General features: G+C 47.7%; 19 protein-coding genes. 9 read left to right on the top strand and 10 right to left on the bottom strand.

Going from position 1 to position 16,930, the window contains the following annotated elements:
• Positions 1-131 precede the first annotated feature (131 nt).
• The 10 genes from LKE33_03690 to LKE33_03645 form a co-directional block, all read right to left on the bottom strand.
• Entirely contained in the window at positions 132-2,405 is a 2,274-nt protein-coding gene (locus tag LKE33_03690; protein ID MCH3950027.1) for a phage/plasmid primase, P4 family, read from the bottom strand.
• On the bottom strand, positions 2,405-2,734 hold the full coding sequence (locus tag LKE33_03685) for a hypothetical protein (protein ID MCH3950026.1): 330 nt from the start codon (positions 2,732-2,734) through the stop codon (positions 2,405-2,407). The genes LKE33_03690 and LKE33_03685 overlap by 1 nt, the downstream gene beginning before the upstream one ends.
• A gap of 4 nt (positions 2,735-2,738) precedes the next feature.
• On the bottom strand, positions 2,739-3,161 hold the full coding sequence (locus LKE33_03680) for a hypothetical protein (GenBank protein MCH3950025.1): 423 nt from the start codon (positions 3,159-3,161) through the stop codon (positions 2,739-2,741).
• A gap of 86 nt (positions 3,162-3,247) precedes the next feature.
• The gene (locus LKE33_03675) at positions 3,248-5,236 is read right to left on the bottom strand and encodes a DNA polymerase (GenBank protein MCH3950024.1); all 1,989 of its coding nucleotides are present in this window, start codon (positions 5,234-5,236) and stop codon (positions 3,248-3,250) included.
• 64 nt (positions 5,237-5,300) lie between these two features.
• On the bottom strand, positions 5,301-5,492 hold the full coding sequence (locus tag LKE33_03670; protein ID MCH3950023.1) for a hypothetical protein: 192 nt from the start codon (positions 5,490-5,492) through the stop codon (positions 5,301-5,303).
• Between the two features lie 18 nt (positions 5,493-5,510).
• A complete protein-coding gene (locus LKE33_03665; protein MCH3950022.1) occupies positions 5,511-6,083 on the bottom strand; it encodes a DUF2815 family protein in 573 nt (190 codons plus the stop codon).
• The gene (locus LKE33_03660; GenBank protein ID MCH3950021.1) at positions 6,076-7,215 is read right to left on the bottom strand and encodes a DUF2800 domain-containing protein; all 1,140 of its coding nucleotides are present in this window, start codon (positions 7,213-7,215) and stop codon (positions 6,076-6,078) included. The genes LKE33_03665 and LKE33_03660 overlap by 8 nt, the downstream gene beginning before the upstream one ends.
• The gene (locus tag LKE33_03655; protein MCH3950020.1) at positions 7,205-7,540 is read right to left on the bottom strand and encodes an rRNA biogenesis protein rrp5; all 336 of its coding nucleotides are present in this window, start codon (positions 7,538-7,540) and stop codon (positions 7,205-7,207) included. Before LKE33_03655 ends, LKE33_03660 begins: the two co-directional genes overlap by 11 nt.
• Positions 7,476-7,685 carry a hypothetical protein gene (locus LKE33_03650; protein MCH3950019.1) on the bottom strand — a complete coding sequence of 70 codons (210 nt, stop codon included), beginning with the start codon at positions 7,683-7,685 and terminating at the stop codon, positions 7,476-7,478. Before LKE33_03650 ends, LKE33_03655 begins: the two co-directional genes overlap by 65 nt.
• Positions 7,686-7,837: 152 nt before the next feature.
• The gene (locus tag LKE33_03645; GenBank protein MCH3950018.1) at positions 7,838-8,344 is read right to left on the bottom strand and encodes a hypothetical protein; all 507 of its coding nucleotides are present in this window, start codon (positions 8,342-8,344) and stop codon (positions 7,838-7,840) included.
• Positions 8,345-8,639: 295 nt separating this feature from the next.
• On the opposite strand from LKE33_03645, the gene LKE33_03640 reads away from it, so the two are divergent.
• The 9 genes from LKE33_03640 to LKE33_03600 all read left to right on the top strand — a co-directional run bounded on the left by LKE33_03640 (position 8,640) and on the right by LKE33_03600 (position 16,642).
• Complete coding sequence (locus tag LKE33_03640) at positions 8,640-9,575, top strand: hypothetical protein (GenBank protein MCH3950017.1); 936 nt, start codon at positions 8,640-8,642, stop codon at positions 9,573-9,575.
• Positions 9,568-10,218 carry a hypothetical protein gene (locus LKE33_03635; GenBank protein MCH3950016.1) on the top strand — a complete coding sequence of 217 codons (651 nt, stop codon included), beginning with the start codon at positions 9,568-9,570 and terminating at the stop codon, positions 10,216-10,218. The genes LKE33_03640 and LKE33_03635 overlap by 8 nt, the downstream gene beginning before the upstream one ends.
• Before the next feature lie 13 nt (positions 10,219-10,231).
• The gene (locus tag LKE33_03630) at positions 10,232-10,456 is read left to right on the top strand and encodes a helix-turn-helix domain-containing protein (protein ID MCH3950015.1); all 225 of its coding nucleotides are present in this window, start codon (positions 10,232-10,234) and stop codon (positions 10,454-10,456) included.
• A gap of 38 nt (positions 10,457-10,494) precedes the next feature.
• Positions 10,495-12,780 carry an AAA family ATPase gene (locus LKE33_03625; protein MCH3950014.1) on the top strand — a complete coding sequence of 762 codons (2,286 nt, stop codon included), beginning with the start codon at positions 10,495-10,497 and terminating at the stop codon, positions 12,778-12,780.
• 63 nt (positions 12,781-12,843) lie between these two features.
• Positions 12,844-14,655, top strand: coding sequence for an N-6 DNA methylase (locus tag LKE33_03620; protein MCH3950013.1), 1,812 nt, complete (start codon positions 12,844-12,846; stop codon positions 14,653-14,655).
• A 149-nt stretch (positions 14,656-14,804) separates the two neighbouring features.
• Positions 14,805-15,323 (top strand): hypothetical protein, encoded by a 519-nt coding sequence (locus LKE33_03615; protein ID MCH3950012.1) that lies wholly within the window; start codon positions 14,805-14,807, stop codon positions 15,321-15,323.
• A 2-nt stretch (positions 15,324-15,325) separates the two neighbouring features.
• Positions 15,326-15,502: a DUF262 domain-containing protein gene (locus LKE33_03610; protein ID MCH3950011.1), complete on the top strand. Its 177-nt coding sequence runs from the start codon at positions 15,326-15,328 to the stop codon at positions 15,500-15,502.
• 317 nt (positions 15,503-15,819) lie between these two features.
• Entirely contained in the window at positions 15,820-16,194 is a 375-nt protein-coding gene (locus LKE33_03605; protein ID MCH3950010.1) for a metalloregulator ArsR/SmtB family transcription factor, read from the top strand.
• Between the two features lie 13 nt (positions 16,195-16,207).
• The gene (locus tag LKE33_03600; GenBank protein ID MCH3950009.1) at positions 16,208-16,642 is read left to right on the top strand and encodes a hypothetical protein; all 435 of its coding nucleotides are present in this window, start codon (positions 16,208-16,210) and stop codon (positions 16,640-16,642) included.
• The last annotated feature ends 288 nt before the right edge of the window (positions 16,643-16,930 follow it).

Here is a 16,930-nt window from a genome sequence, read left to right as displayed (position 1 = left end):
CGTCAGGCGTTAATTTCAGGGGATGTGCAAGGTGTATCAATGGTATTTACCAAACTTTTTCTTAGAGCTATTTTTTTAGGCCTAAGAGAGTTTTTATATAAGACCTTGATACACCTTGTCATAGTCCCGGATTACTGCAGAAAATCTTCCTCTGCGCCGCTCACCTCATGAATCTTTAAGCCCTTGAAATAACGCTTCCGATTCAGTGTCAGCCGCTCAAATCCGGCCTTCTCCAGCGCAAAGTAAAAATCTGCCGTGCTGCGAACATACTCATTGCAATCCAGCGAGTAGTTGCGGTATGCCTGATAGAGCGCCGAGGAGCTTTCCTTAAAGGACTCATCTACATCGCACTTCTCATCCAGAAAATGTCCGAACCAGTCGTTCTGGCTGCGATATTCATCGATGGCCTTCGTCACGCAGTCCGGTACCGGAATCTGGTAGTCCAGCGCGATGACCTTTTTAGCTCCTTCGATGATCCATGCCAGAATGCTTTCACCGGCATTTTCATACAAGTACTCACCGTAATTTTTGATGTCGGCCTTGCCTTCGATCTTGGCATTGAACGGGATCACGATAAGCCTGCGCCAGATACCGTCATCGGAGGCGGAGACGCGAGGCAGGTGGTTCGTATACAGCACCAGCGTGTGGCAGGGCTTGAAGGAAAACGGATCTTTATATTTTTTCTCCGCAAACACATCGTCTGTGGAGCAGAGCTGCTTGACAGTGGAGTCGTTGAGCCTTGCGCCTTCCTGCATTTCCGCAGCAATCAGCAGGCGCTTACCCTTGACCTCAGCCATTTCCGGCTTGATGTTTCTGCGGCAGCCGACAGTCAGGGTGTCTGCGGATATGTTTCCGCTGTAGAGTCCCAACACGCGGGAGATGGCATTCCAGAAGGTGGACTTGCCGTTGCGTCCGTCACCGTATGCGATGATGAGTGCCTCCACAAAAACCTTCCCGATAGCAGCAAGGCCGCAGATCATTTGTACATAGTCGATAAGCTGTTGATCCTTCTGAAAAATCAAATCCAGATTATCCTGCCAGAGCTGCGCTCCCTTAGTGCCGGGTGACACGGACGTGATTTTCGTAATAAAGTCATCTGCAGAGTGTTCGCGGGCTCCGGCCATGCCTTTTCTTAGGTCATAGGTTGCCTCCGGTGTGCAGAGCAGGAAGCAGTCCGCGTCCAGATCCCTTGGTGAGATTTCCAGCATCGGGTGCGTCTCTTTGAGGGTTGATGTAATGTTCTTGGAGTCGCGCCTGCGAACGGCAAAGCTCTGGTAGGCCTTTGCAGCAAGGAACTCCTGATAGGCCTCCATTTGCTCATCGTTCATCAGTTGTTCGGCCTTTGATTTGGATGTGTTATCGAGGATTTCCTGCGCACCACAGTTTTTGAGCTTCTGCAAAGCCTCCATCATATTGCGATTGGCTTCTGCGAGCTGCCTGCGGGTGAGTTCATGAGCGACAGCCTGTGCGCCGGGTTCTGTTTCCTGCCAGTAGTGATCGCTGTATCGGATAAAGTGTGTGGCCGGTGAGTAGCGCAGCTCGTTTGCAAAATACTTCGAGAGCACCTCAGCCTGTCCCACATCGGAAAAATCCTCCGGCTTATAGCTGTTCTTGTCGTTATAGACTTCCGGAGGGACATAACCGTCCTCACGGCTGATCTTGGAGTAAAAACGCTGGGCGCTGTGCCAGATGGTATTAAGCTCGCTGTTATCCAGAGGTGGCACGCAGGTCGCAGCCTTTTCCAAAAAACTCTGGTAGGCTTTTTCCGTATCGCCGTATTTCTTTATGACGATACCGGCAAAGCGGGACATGGTAGCATTACGGCTTCCTTCCGGGATCACGACGTCCTTTTCATGCCCGCCGGGAAGGTCTGCATCAAACTCGTCGTCGTTCAAAAATTCCGTGAGGTTCATGCGACCGGGATAGAGCTCCACATCCGGTTCTTGTGTTCCGAAGAAGAAGCGAGCAGCATCCAGTGCCTTCGTATCGAAATACGGGAATATGGAATTGACCAGCTTCTTCATATCGCTATAGAGGGATGCATCCGTCACCCGGTCGATGGGAAAGAGCACATGGAACTTTGGCCTTGCAGGTTTGCCGTTTTTCTCGCGCTGATTAAAACGGCTGTAATGGATGGCAAGGCTTACTCCCGGAAAAGCCTCCAGCACGTCTGCCGGTGTGATCCAATCTTTCGGATCTTCTGAATGGTCGTTATCACAGTCCACGGGCAGACAGTCGGCGGAGAGAAAGTTGTCGCTGTTGCGGTAGTGATTCTTGTACTCCGCACACACATAGTCGTGACCGACTGCAGCTCTCATACTGTCTGCGTCCATGACAACGGTCTTATGCGGGTAGGAGCAGTTTCCGGGATTGCCGATAAAATCAGCACTATACAGGGTAAACATCAGTCGTACACCTCCTCCGATTCTTCCTCCAGCACCTTCGTGATAAATTTCAGGGCGCGGATCATGGTTTCCAGTTCGCAGTCGCCGCCAAGGATAACTTCAAAACCGTTGCAGCCGAATCTGTCCATGAAAGGTGTGACATGGATATCTGTGCTGGATTCATCGGAAATGCGGAAATAGGTGCGTCCGCCGTGGCCGGTGTCGCCACCTTTGTAACCGGTTGTTCCGGCTTCGACCTGCAGGATATTGGCACTTACCACATCGCGGGTGTAGGTAGTGATCTCAGTGCCATCAAAAAGCTCTCTGCGACTTTCTTTAATTTCATACATAGCGTTAAACCTCCTGACATTCTTCTGTGAAATAGCGCAAGTGGTAGCCTTTCCACTTGGCGCGTTTGATTTCTGCTTCCATACCGGATGAGATGCGGCTGCCGAATACCCAGATCTCAGCGCACTTGCTCATGAGGGCATTTCCGAAGAAAAGACCAAGCTCACGTTCTTCCGGATTGTCATCATCAAGGAACTGCGGAAATAGCAGGTGCGGTGCGATAGGGATATATCCCTTGTCCACGGCATAGCGGCTGTAGCGTCTGGCAGCAGCTACGTTTGTCTCCACATCTCCGGAAAACGGAGAGCAGATGTAGACGATAGGCCGGAAAGCACGAAGGGACTGCTTTTCATTTGCAGCAATCCGGGAGAGTGCTTCACCTGCAGTTGGGTCAGGATAGCCTTCGCTGTTGCGATAATCGTTGCTCACTCAAAAGTCCTCCTTTCCGGGCAGACTTAAAGGCGTCCACCTCCAATTTCCACTGGAGATGAACGCCTGATTTGAGCGGACGATTTTTAATCTTTTTTGTAGAAGGGCGTGGTGTAACCGTCTGCGTGGAGCTTCAGGCCTTTTGCCCACGGTGGAGTCCTGCCCATCTGTTCACAGAGAACGTCAAGTGACATGCGAGGGTCTGCTTCAATGACCAGTTCGTCGTGAATATGCATGACGATGGAGCAGCAGCGCAGCGTCTTCATGGCATAGCAGAGAATGTCGCGGGAGGTTGCCTGCACGATATTTTCCACGAATTTCGGCCCGTATGAATCGAGCCGTTCCCATTTTTTCGTGCTGCCGATGCCCTCATAGGTAATACACTCGCCTCCGAATTTATTCGTACCGACCTTTGGCTTTACATAGGCGAGGTTCCGTCCGGAGGGTAGCGTAATAAAGAGCATCCCGGAACGGCAGGAGAAAGTAAGCCCATAGCTGCTGGTTGTGTGTTTATACTTCACGGCCTCCATGACAGCGCTGTCGACATCCCACCAGAATTTTACGATGTTGGGATTTGTCTGACGCCACGCATCCACCAGCGGAGGAAGCTCATCTTCGGAAAGTCCCATCTCTATAGCGCCCATTGCCTTTAAGGCTCCGACCGAGCCGCCGTAGCCGAGCGCGAGTTCCGCAATTTTGCCCTTTTGACGCAGATGGCCGTTAATGCCATGCTTCTCAACCGGAACATGGAACATCTGACTGGCACTGGCGCAGTAGATGTCACCTCCGGTTTCAAAGACTTTTTGACGCCACGTCTCACCGGCATACCACGCGATGACTCTTGCTTCGATGGCGCTGAAGTCGGAAACATAAAACTGCGTACCGTCTTTCGGGATGAACGCTGTCCGAATCAGTTGAGAGAGGGTGTCCGGGACGTCTTCATATAAGAGTTTCACGGCATCAAAGTCGCCGGATTTTACAAGAGCGCGTGCGTCGGCCAGATCCGGGAGATGATTCTGCGGGAGGTTTTGTAATTGTATAAGCCTGCCTGCCCAGCGTCCGGTACGATTGGCTCCGTAAAAAGCGAACATGCCGCGAGCCCTGCCGTCATCACAGACCGCACGCTCCATCGTCTGATATTTCTTGACGGAGGATTTGGCAAGCTGCTGTCGAAGTTCCAGAACGGTCTGAAGTTCTGGCGGAGCAGTTTTGATAAGCTCTGCCACGACTTTCTTTCCAAGACTGTCAGTTTCGAGACCGTTGTCAGAGAGCCACTGTTTCATTTGCTGGACGGAGTTTGGGTTATCAAGTGCTGTCATATCTTTCATGGCAGCAGTCAGTTCTGACCGGGAGCGTGAGTCCATTTCGATGGCTTCCTTTACAAGATCCATGTCGAGCCGGACACCTCTGTCGTTGATTTCCTGATCGATGTGATATTCATCCCAGACCTCCTCCGGTACGGGGAATTTGGCAAGACGATCTTTAATGCCGATCTCGGTTTCCACATCACGGATATTATATTTTTTGAAGGCCTCCCACTTGTCCCGCGCATGGAAAGGGTGGTTCCTCGTGCGACCGCCATTGGCCTTTGTCGGAGCACAGGGCACGGAGAAGTATTTGATCAGGTCTTTGCCTTCCGTGAGCTTCTGCTTTTCGAGGCCAAGGACGGCACCGACACCTTCCAGAGAAAGCGGAAGTCCCATTGTGGCCGCCCAGACCATAGAGCAGCGCCAGCTTTCTGAATTTAAAAATCGTGCGCATTCGGTCGAGAGAGGATGGTTATCACGGAAGGGATCAAGGCTTACTCCAAGATCACGGAGATACCGGGATAAGCACACCCGTTCAAAATTTGCATTGAAAGCCCATTTGATGACAGTATCATCAGTTAGGGCTTCTATGATTTCCTTCGGCAGGCGTTCTCCCTGTGCAAGGTCGATGACCGTCACCTCGGAGCCGTCGGCACTGTAGCCGAATAGCAGTATTTCAAAATCCGGCGACTCGGCATATTTATAAACGCCGCACTTGGGCAGATTCACGCTGCTGTAGGTTTCAATATCGATACTGAGTGTTTGCATAGATTTTCACCTCAATTCAAACAAGCGGCTTAAGATTGCTCCTAAGCCGCCTGCCGTTACTGGATTATTTCAGGGATTCCATACGCTTGATATGGTATTCGTCGTCCTGCGCGGCCTTTTTCTCCTCGCGCTTCTCACGCTTGAAGTCATTGATCACCGTCTGGATGGCGACCACTGCCCAAGACAGAACTACGATGCAGAAGCATCCGATCAGGATGTTGCAGAGAAGGGATGAAATCATAACTGTGCTTTCCATTGTTTTGCGCTCCTTTCCTTAGTTGAGAAAATCTTCATCGTCATCAGTAGCAAAATCGGACTCAGCGCTTGCCTTGCCGCCGAGAGGCTCACCGTCACGGATCTTCTGCAGGTTGTTGAGCCCGCAGGCGATTCCTTTGTTGCCGGAAGAGTTGAAAGCATAAAACGTGATGCTGGCTCTGCCGTACACGCCGCTGTACACTTCAGAGCGGGTGAGAATCGGATTCAGGTCTGCGTCCACAATGCCGGGTGCAGAGGTTGCATTGGCGTTGACGAAGTAAGCATTCTTGTAGGCCTCGTCGTCCGGACGTTCTGCATCACCATCGCGCAGAGGAGTTTTCAAAACAGAGAGCGCTGGAACGGACTTGCCGTTGCCCTTGAGCTTGGCCTCGCCCTCCTTGTAGGCAGCTTCGATAGCAGCCTGAATCTTGGCGATGGTCTTGGTGTCGGACTTCGGAATGATGAGGCTCACGCTGTACTTGGGAGTGCCGCCATTGATGGACTTCGGCTCCCAGACGTTTGCGTAGCTCCAGCGGGTGTCAACACCGGTGATAACCTTCATGGGATTGCTGATTTTTACATTTTTACTCATTGTCGTTTTCCTCCATAAAATCATTTTTGGCTGTATTCATGGCCGGGCGCTTGTCACTATCCGGCACAAGTGTGGGTTTGCCCTGTGGCTTTTCGATATAAGCCGTCAGGAGTTCATCAAAGCGGGACTTACCGAGGAGCTTCTGCATGGCGGTGACGCCGAGCAGCTTTTTCTCATACGGGTCAAAGCCTGCTTTCTCGACCGCGTCAATGACGGCGGCCTCATTGCTGTATCTACGGTTGCTGCGTCCTTCGACGATCTTGAAACCTGTCCATTCCTTACCGGAGAGAGCCTGCTGCAGAGCGTATTCCTTAATATCGGAAGCCCAGCTAACCAGTTCATCTACCTTGCCGAGAATGACCTCGATCTCGGTATCTGTAAGCAGTGGCGGGAGCTTGAAATCATGCTGCGCGAGCTTCAGATTTGCTTCGGCTCTGGCGCGGCACTCGTTCTTAGCCTTACAGAAGCCGCACCATTCACCGCACAGGAAGTTCCCGTCACCGGCAAATGCCAGATCTGCGGTGGGCTTTAGGACTTCATCCGCCCAGCGGTACAAGTCGTCCTTGCTGATTTCGTAGGTGCTGACATTTTGCCGTCTCGGCTGGTAGATGGTCATGGAAACCTGATCGATGTCGTAGATGCCATCGAAAAGCTCCAAAGCGCCGAGCGCGTAACACTGCATCTGCGGGTTTTCATCTGCTGAGACCAGAACGCCGAGACCGTGTTTGTAATCGATGATCCTGAGTGTGCCGTCTGCAATGATGATGCAGTCGGCTGTTCCGAAGCCCTGTTCTACCCAGCGGGAGAAGTCCACACGCTGCTCGATCAGGACGACCGGGTCGCTGCATGTTTCCTTGGCGGCTTCGACTTGCTCCAGAACGTATTCGGCATAGCCGCTGGCGCAGTTCTCCATCTCTTCGGAATACCATTTGAGGCTTTTGGTCGGGTCTTCTGCGGGAAGTCCAAGAGCGGACTTGATCTTGAATTCGCCAAGCGCATGGGCGTCGGTACCTTCCGCAGCGTAGTCGCTTCCTTTATCCTCATAGGTTTCGCAGAGCCTTGCTGATGGCGGGCAGTGCAGCCACCTATCGGATGAAGATGCGGAGAGGATCGCGTGTGCTTTAGCTGCCATTGCCGATTACCTCCGCGTCCTTCAACAGGGCTTCATAATTTGCCGGGTCTACGGCTGAGAGCTTTGCGGCACCGTACTTCTGGAGCAGGGTGCGAACCTCTGCGGTATGACCGGCACGGGACTTCTCGGCAAGGACGGCTCTTACATCCTCCAGCTTGATCTCTGGCTTGGGTTCCTCCTTCTTAGCAGCACTTTTAAAATGTTGCTGCTTAGAATTGTCGTCTCCAGAAAACTGCTGGTAGAGCCAGTCGGCTGCGGCATTAATAGAAGCAGCAGCGGTGCGGAGCTCTTCGATGGTTTGTGCCATTTCTGCCATCTTTGACATTTTCTTTTCCTCCTTCCTCGGATTGGCTTGCGGCAAGTACCCGGAGGTTCCTTGCCAGTCTGGCGGATACGTGACTGATGGAATTCAGGAGTTTGATCTCCTCGTTCACGTTGCCGCCGGTGTCTGCATAATTGCGGTACATCATGTTCACCTCGCTTTCTGAAGGCTGTGTTCTCTTGCCTTCATCTTCCACTGGAGATGAACTGCCGATTTGAGCGGAGGATTTTATAAAAAAATTCCGACCATCATCCCAAGGTGGGACAATGGCCGGAAATGGTGTGGTTCGTGGTTTTGGTATTACTTGTCGCCGGTAATCCTGCGCAGGTCAGTGCGATACTTCTTCATCTGATCCGCGAAGGTCTTCTGCGGGCGACCGAGCTCTCTGGCGATTGCCCGATCGAAGATGCCCTCCGGATGATCCTTCCAAAGCTGAATGATGGTATCGGCCTCCGGATCAAGCTCACGCAGTCTGGCAAAGAGCTGCTCTAAGAGCATGCGGTCGGCGATAACCTCGTCCATCGGCTTACTGCGGTCGGGAATATAGTCACCGAGGGTGCCGTTGCCATCAGGGAGAGGCTGATCCAGAGAAGTGACGTCACCTGCCGCGTGATATTCGCAGCCGATACAGTCGCCGTCGCATTTCCAGATGAAGCGGTAGGGACACATGCACCTGCCGTGATTCTGCTCCTTGTGGCGGATGCGGTCAGCTTCCTTATAGAAGGCGTCGTGCTGCGCCTTGGTGACCGGTACCTTTTCGCCGGTGCTGCGAACGTAGATGAAATAGGTCTTTTCTTCTGTTGTCATAAGATTTCCTCCTGTGATTTGCTTTTTAGTGAGCAATCACAGTGGGGAAATTCATGGCCTGTTCATTGGAAATACATCTGGATATCTTGAATTTCACATGTATTTCTGATATAATAGGAATTGATGGGAATAAATCGGAAACACCACGAACCACTGTACCCGTATATCCAGCCTCTTCCCGGACGCCATATTGCCCTTGTGACTACTCACAAGAGCTATCCAATCGTTCGGTAGGTCGGCTACTATAGTTCGTAAGGTTCTTAGGGTTCGACTTTGAAAATTGGAGAGAAAATCAATGACAAAAGGTGACAATCCACGGTTATGTGGCGGCACCTTCTTTGTGCTTGTGTTGCAGGCGCTAAAACAACGCGTTAAGGCAAGACAGCACTATAAAGGCGAGAGGGATGGCCTCTCTGATCCGGAAGTTCTGATTGGGCTGATTAAGGTAATCAATCCCGACTATCAAGAACCGAAGGAAGGTGCGCTGAAAGGAAAAACAAACGACTTCAAATCCTGCAAGACCTCGACCGGTCAGTATTTGCCATTTGGCGAGACACTGGAGATCGAGGCGTTTGATGAGCGCATCCGGAATGAGTATCAGGATGCACTGGGTGCGATGACGGAGTTCGTTGCGCTGTTCCTTGAAATCGGAACAAAGGTAAAGAAAGACGAAAGACTCGTGAAGGCGCTGATCGACCTGATTGAGCAGGACGACAGCATCAAGCCGGATGAGGGATTTTATATTGAAGAAACCGGTCAGAAAATAAAAAAGACCGCACTTGGCGGACTCGACGATGTCTGTCTCCCTGCATTCCTGCTGGGTGTATGGCACTATGTGGTTGTTTATAGAAAGGACAACAGCGTAGGCCGTGATACCTATGACATGTGGTGCCCGAAAAATGGCAGAGCACCAAGAACATATTCTGGTGGCATGGGTAAGAGTATCACAAAGACAATAAATGTTCGTATGCCGGGAACAGCTCTATCCGAGGATGATGAGATATTCGACTTCGGAGACGAGGATGCAGAACAGCCATCAGATAAAGCAGAGGCAGATTATGATTTCGACTTTGGAGATGAGGATGCAAAAACTGGCACGCCTCCTCCCATTCAGCAGATCATAAATAATCCGCTGTTTATTTCGCAGACCGGAGACAACAGTAATGTCATCACGAATTACGGAACGATGAATTTGACACTGGGTAAGCACGGAGGTGGCTCTAATGAGTAATGAAATAAGAGTAATATCCGCTGCGAATCTTCCGGCAAACGGGAAGCCGCAATATTCCCAGAGTGGAAACGATGCTGTGATGATCCCGAACTACGGCACCATCAATATGCAGATTACGCAGCAGACTGTGTCAATGCCGTATTTCGGAGGAAATATCTATCTCCCGCCAAAGGTGGATCGGGAGTATTACAACATTTTCGTGCTTGCTGGTGAGGAATTCGACAGGCCATACATTAAGATTCCGCGTGACCGAGCCTTGAATCAATGCATGACACAGGAAACTATAGATAAGTTTGCTCCGATGACTGAGGAGAATCGCGTTCAAATTAAAACCATGCCATCGCTATTTATGGCTGAGAACAATCAGTATGGCAAAGCAGATGAGAGCCAGAATGTGATCTACGGGTTTGTGCCCGATATAAAGGTCTACGACAATTACGTGAAAGTCTACTATTGCGGATACAAACTCGATGTTCCGCAGTGGAGACTGAACGAGTTGTTAGAGGAGCTTCAACTTGTAGGCAATGATAAATTCAACGAACTGAACCGGACTCACTGGTCAATCAAGCGCTGCGACCTGATTCAGGAGCTGCTTGAAGGCGGAGTCCAAATTCCCGTATTTACCATTGGGGACTCACATTGATGGAGGAGAGTACATGAGCAACGAAAACGAGAATATTACATCTGAAACAATACAAGAAGCAACACCAGAAAAATGGGTAAACCTTGAGGATATAGCTGAACACCTCAGCGTTAGTACGGATACCGTCAGGAATTGGATAAAAGACGGAAAACTGCCATTCTACAGAGCTGGGAAACGTTATAAGTTCAAAATATCCGAAGTGGATGAATGGTTACGTGGTGGAAAAATCACGGATTAAATGTCGCACGCAAAAATGTGGCAGAAGGGAGAATGCCTATGCAGGACAAGATGAAGTCCCTCATAACAAATATAAAATTGGACGCTGCCACTTTTCACGGTGAGACGGTAGACCCTACATATATCAATTTCTTTTTTGGAAAGAACGGTGCGGGTAAGAGCACAGTTGCTTATGCCTTTGAGCACCCGGAGTGCCTTGAATGGCAGAATGGTGTAAATCCTGCCGACTACACGATTCTTATTTATAATCAAGAGTTTATTGACCGTAATCTGGCTAACTATGGCGACCTCAAGGGTGTGTTCACGCTCAGCGAAGAAAATGCCGAAACAAGGAAACAGATCGACGATAAGACCGAGGAAAGAAAAGGTGTCGTTGCTGACGGTAAACAGGCTGCTGAGGATCGTGATAAGAAGAGCAGTGAGCTCAAGCCGTTACGCGATACGTTTGAAACCACTTGTTGGGATGAAACCGAGGATATCAGAAAGAGCTTCGATCAGACGCAGGGTGGTAAGAAAAAGAAGCTCCAGTTTGCAGACGAGGTTTTATCCGGGAAGCATTCAGCTGTCGAACACAAAAAGGAAGATATCCAGAAACTATACGATATCGCCTATGATCCAAAGGCACGGAGGTACCCATTGTTCAAAATCTCTGGCGAGTTGGAAGGTGAATATGATCTTTCCGGTGCAAGCTATCTTGGCGAAGAAGTGACGAGCAGGAGTGAGACACAGTTTGCTCAGTTCATGAAAGCGCTCAATGCGACCGAATGGGTGAAGCAAGGTCATGCTGATTATGTGGTCGGTCACGAAGAAGGTAAATGCCCGTTCTGTCAGAGAAAGTTACCGGATACCTTCGAGGAAGACATCGCAGAGGCTTTCGATGAAGGTTACCAGAAGGCGCTTGATGCACTTGAAACCTTCGAGGCAGAGTACAAAAGGAAAATGGAGGCTTTACTTGAGCTACTAAAGAATAACCTAAACGACGTTTTCCCGAAGGCAAAGACTGCAGAATATGAGAAGCTGGTGGCACAGCTTGAGACAGTCATTACAGAGAATGAGCAGCTGATAGCAAAGAAACGGACTACACCGGGTGAGGCCGTGGCGCTCAAAGATACAGATACCATTCTCTCTGATATTGATACAGTCGTAGCGGGTATCAATGAACTGATTCAGGAGAATAACGACATCGTAGCTACCAAGCCGGACAAGCAGCTTGAATGCTTCAATATGGTATGGGAGAAAATCGCATTTATCCTGAAGGATAAAGTGGCGGCCTATACAAAGAGCAAGAGCGATATTGAGGCTGAGGCTAAGAGACTGGACGGAGAGGTCAAAAAGCTGCAGGAGAAATATAAAGCTCTGTCGGCTGAAATTAATAAACTCAATGCCAGCGTGATCAACACGGCGACTACGGTGGAAAGCATCAATGCCCATCTGAAGGATTCTGGATTTGAAGGATTCCGGCTCCGCGAAAAGGAAGGCGTCAAAGGTACTTACGAGGTCATCAGGGAGGATGGCAAGGTTGCGGAAAAGCTCAGCGAGGGTGAGCGTAACTTCATTGCTTTCCTGTACTTCTACCACTTGGTGCGCGGCAGCCAGACCGAGACGGACTCCGGCAAGGATAAGATCGTGGTCATAGATGATCCTGTTTCCAGTATGGACTCCAGTGCGCTCTTTATCGTCAGTGCACTGGTGCGTGAAATGTTGGGCGTATGCAGCAATAACGTCCGACTGGAAGACCACGAATATAAAGGAAAGTATATTCAGCAGATATTTATCCTGACGCACAATGCCTTCTTCCACAGAGAGATCACATACAATCGGGTTAGCCATTACCGGTACGTGTCGTTCTTTAAGGTAAACAAGAAGAACAACATCTCGACTGTGGAGAAATGTGTAATCGAGGCCACAAAAGTCTCTGAGAAGGATAGGAACTTCAATCCGGTTCAGAATTCTTATGCGGCACTCTGGCGAGAATATGAAAAGCTGGATGCACCGATTCCGCTCATGAACGTGATCCGGAGAATCCTTGAATACTACTTTTTACAATTGTGTGGCTTTGAAAGCACTGTTCTTAGCACTACAGTGCTTGAAGCGATAAAGAAGCAGATCATGGATGAAGCTGCCGGTGGCGTTCCAGATTATACAAAATACCATCTGGCACAAGCTATGCTGTCTTACATCAATAGGTCGGATGCTTTCAACGATGGACTCCACTTTGTAGATGAGAGCATCGATTGTGACCAGTACAGAAGCGTTTTTTATTCCATCTTCGAGGTGATGAATCAGGGACAGCACTTTAAGCACATGATGGAGGAATTGGAATAAGTCCTGATTATTGTACCGATGGCTTGGTAGAATAATGAAAAAAAGAAAAGTGAGGTAAACACAATGGCTGAAAAGAATACTGCCAATATCGGCTTTGAAAAACAAATCTGGGATGCGGCCTGCGTTTTGTGGGGACATATTCCGGCATCCGAATATAGAAACGTAATAATTGGGCTGATTTTCCTGAAGTATATCTCTACGGCATTTGACAAGAAGTATCAACAGCTTGTAGCCGAAGGAGATGGCTTCGAGAATGATCCGGATGCATATCTTGAGGATAACGTATTCTTCGTGCCGGAGGATGCTCGTTGGGATAAGATTGCGGCAGCAGCACATAAGCCGGAAATCGGAACGGTTATTGATGATGCTATGCGTGCAATCGAAGCCGACAACAAGAAACTCAAGAACGTGCTTCCAAAGAATTATGCCAGTCCAGATCTGGACAAGAGAGTCCTCGGAGATGTCGTTGACCTCTTTACCAACATGGATATGGGAGAGACCGAAGGTAACCGAGACGTTCTCGGTAGAACTTACGAATACTGTATCGCTCAGTTTGCCGAAAAGGAAGGCAAAGGCGGTGGTGAATTCTATACGCCGTCAAGCATCGTAAACACACTGGTTTCAATCCTGAAACCATATTCAAACTGCCGCGTATATGATTGCTGCTGTGGCAGTGGCGGTATGTTTGTACAAAGTGCGAAGTTTATTCAAGCACATTCCGGCAATCGTGGCTCGATTTCAATTTATGGTCAAGAGGCCAATCCGGACACTTGGAAGATGGCCATCATGAATCTTACGATTCGTGGCCTTGATGCAGACCTTGGTGCTTATCATGCCGATACATTTACGAATAATCGCTTTATGGGATACACCAAAGACGAAGATGGACACCTCATCATAGAGCCTGCCGAGGCAGAAATCGTCAAACGAATTTACCGTGAATACCTACAGGGCGCAAGCCTAAAGCAAATCGGAGATGGCTTGATGGATGATGGAATTTTAACAGCCGCCGGAAAGGCAAAGTGGCGTCCTGAATCGGTCAAGAAAATCCTGAAAAACGAAAAATATATTGGTGATGCCCTTTTACAGAAGACATATACCGTGGACGTTCTTACCAAAAAGAGAGTGAAGAATAACGGCTTGGTTCCGCAGTATTATGTAGAAAACAGCCACGAAGCCATTATCCCCCGCGACCTTTATATGCAGGTGCAGGAAGAGATGGTCAGACGAGCCAATCTGCACAGTGGGAAGAATCGAAAAAAGCGTGTTTACAGTAGCAAATACGCATTATCCAGTATCGTGTACTGTCCTAAATGTGGCGACATTTACCGTAGAGTTGTCTGGAACAATCACGGTAAGCAGTCTGTTGTATGGCGTTGCTGCACCAGGATGGAACACGGTCCGGGAACTTGCAATGCCGATGCTATCCACGAATCAGAATTGCAGAACCTTGTGGTAAGAGCCATCAACATGGCACTCTGCAAAAAGGATACCATGAGCGAAAACTTGCAGAAAAATGTCGAGGCGGTGCTTACCGGAGCAGACGGCATTCCGCTTGACGAAATTGACAGCCGTTTGGAACAGCTACAAAAGGAACTCCTAAAGGTAGCCAACGCCAAAGGAAACTACGATAGCATCGCAGATGAGATATACAGCCTTCGTGAGGCAAAGCAGAATGCCCAGGTGGCGGGTGCAGAGCGTGAGGGTATGAAAAAGCGAATCAGCGAAATGCAACAGTTCCTTGCCGAACAGCAGCAGGACATTACGGAATACGATGAGCAGTTGGTTCGCAGACTGATTGAGAAAATCACGGTCTATGATGAGAGGGTTACTGTGGAGTTCAAATCCGGCACAAGCGTGGACGTAAGAAGATAAAGAAATATTCCCTACAGTTAGCACCTTGCAGAAATGCAGGGTGTTTTCTGTCTAAAGGAGTTGTGTAAATTTGTCCGTGAGTATTGACAAATTTACTAATCTGTATTATAATATATAATGTTAAAGTGTAAATGGACGGAGGTTATTCGATGAGAAAAAGTATATCTTTTAATGTAGACGCAGATGTGTTTGATAAATTTAACATGGCGCTTAATCTTTCCGGTGAAACATCTGACGAGGCTGCAGATTCGTGCCTTCGTTGGTATATTGCCCAGGCTTTCGGAAATGTATCGAAAGAATATACACCGAGGGCAACAAGGGTATCTGATAGTGCAGATAAAGATTTTTACGGTAAGGCAATTCAACGCATACCAATGTGGGCGTTAAAGCCAAGCCAATATAATCATAAGATAATCAAAGCCTACTTTATGGCAGAACATATCGCAGGAGAAGCAACCCTGTTGATGATGGAGCGTTTGTGCAGTGATAAAGAACGCCCGGATTTGTATGTTCCTACTTTTAAAAATAACTATTCACAGATGAAACTGGACGGTCCTAAATCTCATGGTAAGGTTTTTGAGGATGACGGTGACCGAGTTTGGATCTGGGATGAAGTAGAAGAAACCCTTATGAAATATAAGAACAGTTTTTATGTAGAGGAGGCATAACGATGAGCGTTTTAATTGATAACAGCATTACGATTTATGAGGCTCTTGAGCATATCAAAGACGGAAAATATGTTATGCCAGCATTCCAAAGACAGTATGTATGGAGTATGGAACAGATTGAAAAACTGTGGGACTCCATTGAATTTAAATCTGGTGTAGAAATTGATATAGAAAAATAAAACGAATTTGACCGCCGATTGAGGAGAAATACTTCTTGATGGGCGGTTCTTTTCTATTTATACTTGGGGATAATCTAATAAGTGAACTCGTTTCAGCAAGCTGAAACATCGGGGAATCAGATGGAGAGTCTACTCCACCTGATTAAAACCCACCTACGCTGCGCTTAGAGGTGGCGGTCTTGACCGTAAAGCTAAAAGATAAACACACTTGAACAATTACTTATATGTTTTTATTGACAAACGGAGAATTGAGGTTTTATAATATATATGAAAGCTTATTCAAGTGTTCAATTGAATGATAAGGAGGTGATATAAATATGGCAAAAAAAATTCAACCAATTGAAAGATGCGACTGTGATGTAATACATGAGGAAATTGTAAATAAAGTGCGAGAAAAAATGCCTCAAGAAGAAACTCTATATGATCTAGCAGAACTATTTAAAGTTTTTGGAGATTCAACAAGAATTAAGATACTCTGGGCATTAGATGAATCAGAGATGTGCGTTTGCGATATTGCATTCTTATTAAATATGACCCAATCAGCAATTTCACATCAGCTAAGAGTCTTAAAGCAGGCTGAACTAGTAAAGAGCAGAAGAGAAGGAAAGATTGTATTCTACTCTCTTGAAGATGAACATGTAAAGCAAATATTTGACCAGGGATTAATTCATATTTCAGAAGAAAGTAAGTAAAGGAGGGTCAGTAATGTTAAAGAAGGAAGTAATTTTAGAAGGTTTAGTAAAGGGGCGAGATAAAATGGAAGAACACAACAATGTAATTAATAAAATTCAAAAAAAACTTAGCGGGGTTCAACAAATAGAAAAGTGTAAAAAATGTGAATGCTTTTTAAATGTGTTAGAAGCGGTACAGGGAGATCTTACTGAAATAGGGGTTGATAAAGGTGAGCCCATATTTAAAGATATTGAACAATGGTTAGATGCTGGGTATCAGGGCAAGCATTCCTGCCTTGCTTGTAAAACTTGTCTTCCCCTTAAACCATATGAAGAGTTTAATAAAGAAGTAAGCAGCGAATGGGAAAGACGCGGAAAGGCACCATCAAAAGTGAGATTAGTGCCAAAACCTTGTGCTTGTGGTGGTACATGCCTTACAAAGCCAACGACATGCTGCGATGAAGAGTAAAATATAACTATGAAATTTATATGAGAGTTATTATTAAGAGTGAGGTGGATTTTTATGAACGATAAATTAATTCAGGAATTAAAACAAAAGGCCGAAGAATTATTATTCATTAGTTGACGATCATGTAAGAGAAATATTTGACCAAGGTCTAATTCATATCAACGAGAAGTAGTAATGCGGTAGAATAGAATATTTTTTGAAGATATTTGGGCAGATATTTAAGTCTTCATTTCAAATGAGCAATGCTTTAAGAAAATTTGAAAAAGACTTGTAGTATTCAAAATAAAA

The sequence above is a fragment of the Acidaminococcus sp. genome (genome assembly GCA_022482815.1).
Taxonomy (GTDB): Bacteria; Bacillota; Negativicutes; order Acidaminococcales; family Acidaminococcaceae; genus Acidaminococcus.
Note: the sequence above shows the minus strand (reverse complement) of the source record. Positions and strands in the feature narration are given on the sequence as shown.